This is a genomic window from Pedobacter sp. 01N416 (assembly GCF_056399685.1).
Genome location: NZ_JBFTRT010000309.1, coordinates 1 through 5,690, shown reverse-complemented (window position 1 = coordinate 5,690; position 5,690 = coordinate 1). Strand labels below are relative to the sequence as shown.

5 protein-coding genes are annotated in these 5,690 nt (G+C 37.3%); 3 read left to right on the top strand and 2 right to left on the bottom strand.

Annotation, left to right across the window (positions count from 1 at the left end):
- Positions 1-307: acyl-CoA thioesterase (locus AC1DND_RS16965; RefSeq protein WP_477583379.1), on the top strand; the 307-nt coding region annotated here is incomplete at its 5' end.
- A gap of 85 nt (positions 308-392) precedes the next feature.
- On the opposite strand, the gene AC1DND_RS16960 is transcribed toward AC1DND_RS16965, so the two are convergent.
- Positions 393-1,796 carry an FAD-binding oxidoreductase gene (locus tag AC1DND_RS16960; protein ID WP_477583377.1) on the bottom strand — a complete coding sequence of 468 codons (1,404 nt, stop codon included), beginning with the start codon at positions 1,794-1,796 and terminating at the stop codon, positions 393-395.
- A 1-nt stretch (position 1,797) separates the two neighbouring features.
- Positions 1,798-2,166: a dihydroneopterin aldolase gene (gene folB, locus AC1DND_RS16955; protein ID WP_477583375.1), complete on the bottom strand. Its 369-nt coding sequence runs from the start codon at positions 2,164-2,166 to the stop codon at positions 1,798-1,800.
- Between the two features lie 113 nt (positions 2,167-2,279).
- On the opposite strand from folB, the gene AC1DND_RS16950 reads away from it, so the two are divergent.
- Positions 2,280-3,470, top strand: coding sequence for an acyl-CoA dehydrogenase family protein (locus tag AC1DND_RS16950; protein ID WP_477583374.1), 1,191 nt, complete (start codon positions 2,280-2,282; stop codon positions 3,468-3,470).
- Between the two features lie 16 nt (positions 3,471-3,486).
- Positions 3,487-5,690: DUF3857 domain-containing transglutaminase family protein (locus AC1DND_RS16945; RefSeq protein ID WP_477583373.1), on the top strand; the 2,204-nt coding region annotated here is incomplete at its 3' end.

Sequence of the window (5,690 nt, the reverse complement as noted above, 5' to 3'; positions counted from 1 at the left end):
GTATTGGGAAGAAATTATAAAATGGGACTGGAAGAAAACCGGAATCGTAATTGCCCATGCTGAACTAGATTACATTTTACCAATTGTAATGAACGATAAAATTGCTATTCATGTAAAAACATCGAGGATTGGCACTACAAGTTTCGATCTGGAATACCAGATCGTTAAGATAAAAGGAACAGARGAGATCATCTGCAGTAAAGGAAAAACGGTTTGYATTGCGGTTGATTATGCCACGAGTAAACCAACTGCTATCCCAGAAGAGGAAAAGCAAAAAATGCTGGGTTTTGAACAGTTAGAACAATAAAATACTCGTCATGCTGAACTTGTTTCAGCATCTATATACTTGTTACCATTAAGACCCTGAAACAAGTTCAGGGTGACGAGTAAAATTAATCAGGCATAATTTTGCCAGGGTTTAATATTCCCTTCGGATCGAAAACTTTTTTAATACCCCGCATTAAATTAAGATTAATTTCAGAATACTTGATCGGCATAAACTCTTTTTGCACCAAACCAATTCCATGTTCACCAGATAATGTGCCACCTAAAGCAGCTGTTAATTCGAATATTTCGGCAATACCAAATTTGAGTTTGTTTTTCCAGTCTTCATCGCTCATTCCAGCTTTAATGATGTTTACGTGCAGATTTCCATCACCGGCATGACCATAACAAACACTTTCGAAACCGTATTTAGCACCAATTTCTTTGATACCATTGATTAATTTAGGTAAAGCCGCACGCGGAACAACGGTATCTTCTTCTTTGTATACGGAATTGGATTTTACTGATTCGGCCATCGTTCTTCTCATCCGCCACAGTTCTTCTTTTTGAGAAGCAGTATCTGCGAACAAAACTTCTGTACAGTGATGCGCTTCTAAAACAACATTGGTTTTCTCGCAGTTTTTAAAAATATCATCCAAATCATCTCCATCAAACTCAATCATCAATAACGCAGCAACATCATCTTTTAAATCGAACTTAATATCATCAAATTTAATTACCCATTCCACACCTTTTCGCTCMATAAACTCTAAAGCCGATGGTGTTACCCCTGCCCTAAAAATTGCAGAAACCGCTGCGCAGGCATCTTCATTCGTGCTAAAAGAGCCCATCATTAAAACCGATTGACTAGGTTTAGGCAATAATTTGGTAACGATTTTGGTTACCACGGCCAAGGTACCTTCCGAACCGATCATTAGCTGGGTTAAATTATAACCTGATGCATATTTCAAAGTATTTGCACCTGTCCAAATGATATCGCCGTTTGGCAAAACCACTTCGAGATTGAGAATGTATTCACGTATCGTTCCATACTTCACTACTCTTGGTCCACCAGAACCATGGGCTACATTGCCACCAATAAAGCAAGATCCTTTGCTACTTGGATCAACTGGGTAAAGAAGTCCTTTTTCGGCCACAGCATTGATGAATTCTTCGGTAATTACACCCGGTTCAACAGTTGCCTGTAAGTTTTCGGTATCAATATCTAAGATAGCTTTAAACTTTTCCATTGATAAAGAAACACCACCATAAATCGGCAGGGCGGCACCGCTTAAACCCGTACCACCACCACGCGGTGTTACCGGAACATGATGAGCGTTACAGATCTTAAGTAAAGCGGAGACTTCTTCTGGAGAAGTTGGTTTCACCACAATTTCGGGCTGATAACGCAAGTCTTCCGTTTCATCGTGACTGTAATTATCTAAACTTTCTACATCAGTAAAAACTTTATCTGCTCCTATTGCAGCCTTAATTTCTGCTAAAATTTCGGGATTGATCTTCGTAAAATTCATTTTATTTTGCTGATGTATAAGATAATTTAACAAAAGAATGCCCAATTTGACCGGGCATAGGTGGATTTAGTTTTTTCATACTCACATTAACCATTTCAACAAAAGGATACAATTCGATAACTTTCGAAATGATATTCTTTAATACCGTTTCTAAAAGCTTTTGAGTGTGTTTCATTTCTTCCATGATGATGTGATTCAGATCCTCATAATTAACCGTCTGTGCCAGTTCATCATCAAAACCCTGCGGGGTAAATTCTGTTACTAAATCTACAACAAAATGATTTCCAATAAGTTGCTCTTCCGGGTAATAACCATGTAGGGCAAAGCATTTAACATCTTTTAAGGCTACGGTTTGTTTAAAATGGCTCATGTATGTTCTGTAAGCTGCAAAATTAAATTTTTATTCATGAATATAATGCCCATTGCCGTAAATTGTTACCTTTGAAATGAACGCGATTTCTTAACCAGATAACACGAAATTACATGAGCAAATCAGCAAAAAAGGACCTTTATGAGGCACCAGACTATTATTTATTGGACGAATTGTTAACCGATGAGCATAAATTAATTCGTGCAACGGCCAGAGATTGGGTAAAAAAAGAAGTAAGTCCGATTATTGAAGATTATGCGCAAAAAGCAGAATTTCCAAAACACCTAATTAAAGGTTTGGCTGATATTGGTGCTTTCGGACCAACTATCCCGGTTGAATATGGTGGTGCTGGTTTAGATTATACCGCTTATGGGATTTTGATGCAGGAAATTGAACGCGGTGATTCTGGTATCCGTTCTACAGCCTCTGTGCAAGGTTCGTTGGTGATGTATCCTATTTATGCTTATGGTACTGAAGAACAACGTAAAAAATACCYACCAAAACTGGYGAGTGGCGAAATGATGGGCTGTTTTGGATTAACAGAACCTGATCACGGCTCTAACCCTGGCGGAATGGTAACCAATATCAAAGACGCAGGAAGCCACTACATTTTAAACGGTGCCAAAATGTGGATCAGCAATGCACCATTTGCCGATATTGCAGTAGTTTGGGCAAAAGACGAATCTGGAAAAATAAGAGGATTAGTTGTGGAACGCGGAATGGAAGGTTTTTCTACCCCTGAAACACACAACAAATGGAGTTTACGTGCTTCAGCTACAGGCGAACTTGTTTTCGATAACGTTAAAGTGCCAAAAGAGAATATTTTTCCCGAAATCAGCGGATTAAAAGGTCCATTGGGTTGTTTAAATCAAGCACGTTATGGCATTGCCTGGGGAGCTTTGGGTGCAGCTATGGACTGTTATGATACCGCTTTGCGTTACTCAAAAGAGCGTGTACAGTTTGGAAAACCCATTGGTGGTTTCCAGTTACAGCAAAAGAAACTGGCCGAAATGGTGACCGAAATTACCAAAGGGCAGCTGTTGGTTTGGCGTTTGGGCGTATTAAAAAGTGAAAACAGGGCTTCTGCAGAACAAATATCGATGGCTAAAAGAAACAGTGTAGAAATTGCATTGGACATCGCCCGTAATGCCCGCCAAATGCTTGGCGGAATGGGAATTACCGGAGAATATTCGATTATGCGCCACATGATGAACTTAGAATCGGTAGTAACTTACGAGGGTACACATGATATACATTTACTGATCACCGGAATGGATGTAACCGGATTAAACGCATTTAAATAAACTATTAATTAATAATATGCTAAATAAAAACGCTCTCAAAAAACTTATTCTACTTGTTTTAGCTTTTTGGATCAATATATCTTTTGCTCAAAAAAATAATTTTTTCATTTCCAAAACTGAGCCACAGTGGCTACAAAAAGTAAAAACTGTTGATAAACGGCCGGCAGCAAGGGATGTTCAGGATGGCTGGTATTTATTTCTTTATGAGCAACAAACCAATATAGAAACATCCGAAGAATACGAGCATGATATCCGTGAGATTATTTCAGATACAGGTGTACAAAATGGCTCTGAAATATCGGTTACATTTGATCCATCTTACCAGAAACTTGTTTTTCATAAGATAATTATCTGGAGAGATAACAAACCTATTGATAAACTTAACGCCAGTAATTTCAAAATTATCCAGAATGAGAAAGAGCTCAATAAATTTATTTATAGCGGAACATTTAATGCTTATTTGATTTTAGATGATGTTCGGAAAGGAGATAGAATTGACTTTTCGTACACCATTACAGGAAAAAATCCGGTTTTCGATTCGCGCTACAGTAACATCATTTATTTTGAAGGTGGAAGTCAAATTTCAAATGTTTATGCTAGCCTGCTTTTTAATAAGAAACGCGATATAAAACTCAAAAACTTTAACTTTGTTCCTCCTATAAAAACTACGGAGACGGGTGATTTAAAAATATACCAATGGCAAAGCCAGGTATCTAAAACTTTCACCAGTTACGACTATGAACCCGATTGGTACAACCCTTACGGCCGGGTTCAAATCAGTGAATACCACAGCTGGAAAGACATAGTAGATTGGTCTGTCCGTTTAAACACTTACGACTTAAAAAGTTCAGCCATCCTCAATGCTAAGGTTAAGGAGCTAAAAGCTAAATCAAACAACAATCCAGAACAATATTTACAACTTGCTACCCGGTTTGTACAAGACGAGATCAGGTATATGGGGGTAGAGATGGGACAGTATTCCCATCGCCCAAATTCTCCCGAAAAAGTTTTAAGACAACGCTACGGCGACTGTAAAGACAAGTCGCTTTTACTCGTTTACCTGTTAAAAAATATAGGTATACAAGCCTATCCCGTGTATATAAACACCTATCTAAAGAATAAAACAAAAGAAAGGTTACCCTCAACAGGTGCATTTGACCATGTTGTGGTATTAGTTGAATTCAAGAATAAAAAAATCTGGATTGATGCAACCATGTCTGATCAGCGTGGACCTATAACAGAAAATTATTTCCCTTATTCTGCAAGTGTTCTGGTAATAAAATCTGGCAACGACAAACTTGAAGAGGTTAAAAGTAATCCTAAGGGAAAAATTGATGCCACTTCAATTTTTAATGTACCGGATACAATCCAGGGTAAAAAAGCGACCCTCCAAATTAAAACGGTCTACACACACAATTGTGCCGATCAAATCAGGGCAGATTTAAATAGTGATGGGACAGATAAACTAGAAAAGGATTATTTAAGTTATTATGCAAAATTATACCCTGGTATACAAACCGTAAAAAACATAACTGTTAAAGATGATGAGACTAACAACATTGTYTATTTAACTGAAAATTATGAGATTGACAACATTTGGGTAAGAGACGACTCGCTTTCTAATAGATTTGACATCTATTTTTATGGCGATCTGATTAGCAATGATTTAAGAAAACTCAAAAAATCGCGTGACGTACCGATGGATCTTGTTTATCCATGCAATATCAATCAAAAACTAAAAATCATTTTCCCAGATAATTGGGATCTAAAAGATAATAAATTTAGTATTGATCGATCTAGCTATAAATTTAATTACACACAGAAAAGCGAATCAGATACTTTAACAATAAATTATAGCTATCAAAACTTAACCGATGAAATTTCGGGTGCCGATACCAAGCAATACATTAAAGATAGAAGCAATATAATGGACAAACTGAGCTACAGTTTATATTGGGGTAATGACTATGAGACAGAAAATGAATCGGATTTAAATTACTGGATGGTAACTTTAAGCGTATTTGTTTTCATCATAATGATGGGTGTGTGCGTATTTATCTATACCCGAAAAAGACCGTTTGACCTTGATGAAATAAAAGATGCTCCAAAAATCGGTGGCTGGCTCATTGTTGCAGGCATTGGAATTGTAGTTTTACCCTTTACCTCGCTATTTACCATAATTAAGGCAGAAACATTTAGTCAAAGTGTTTGGGATAACCT

Coding starts and splice junctions, on each gene's coding strand:
- folB (WP_477583375.1), bottom strand. CDS start 2,166: ATGAGCCATTTTAAACAAACCGTAGCCTTAAAAGATGTTAAATGCTTT.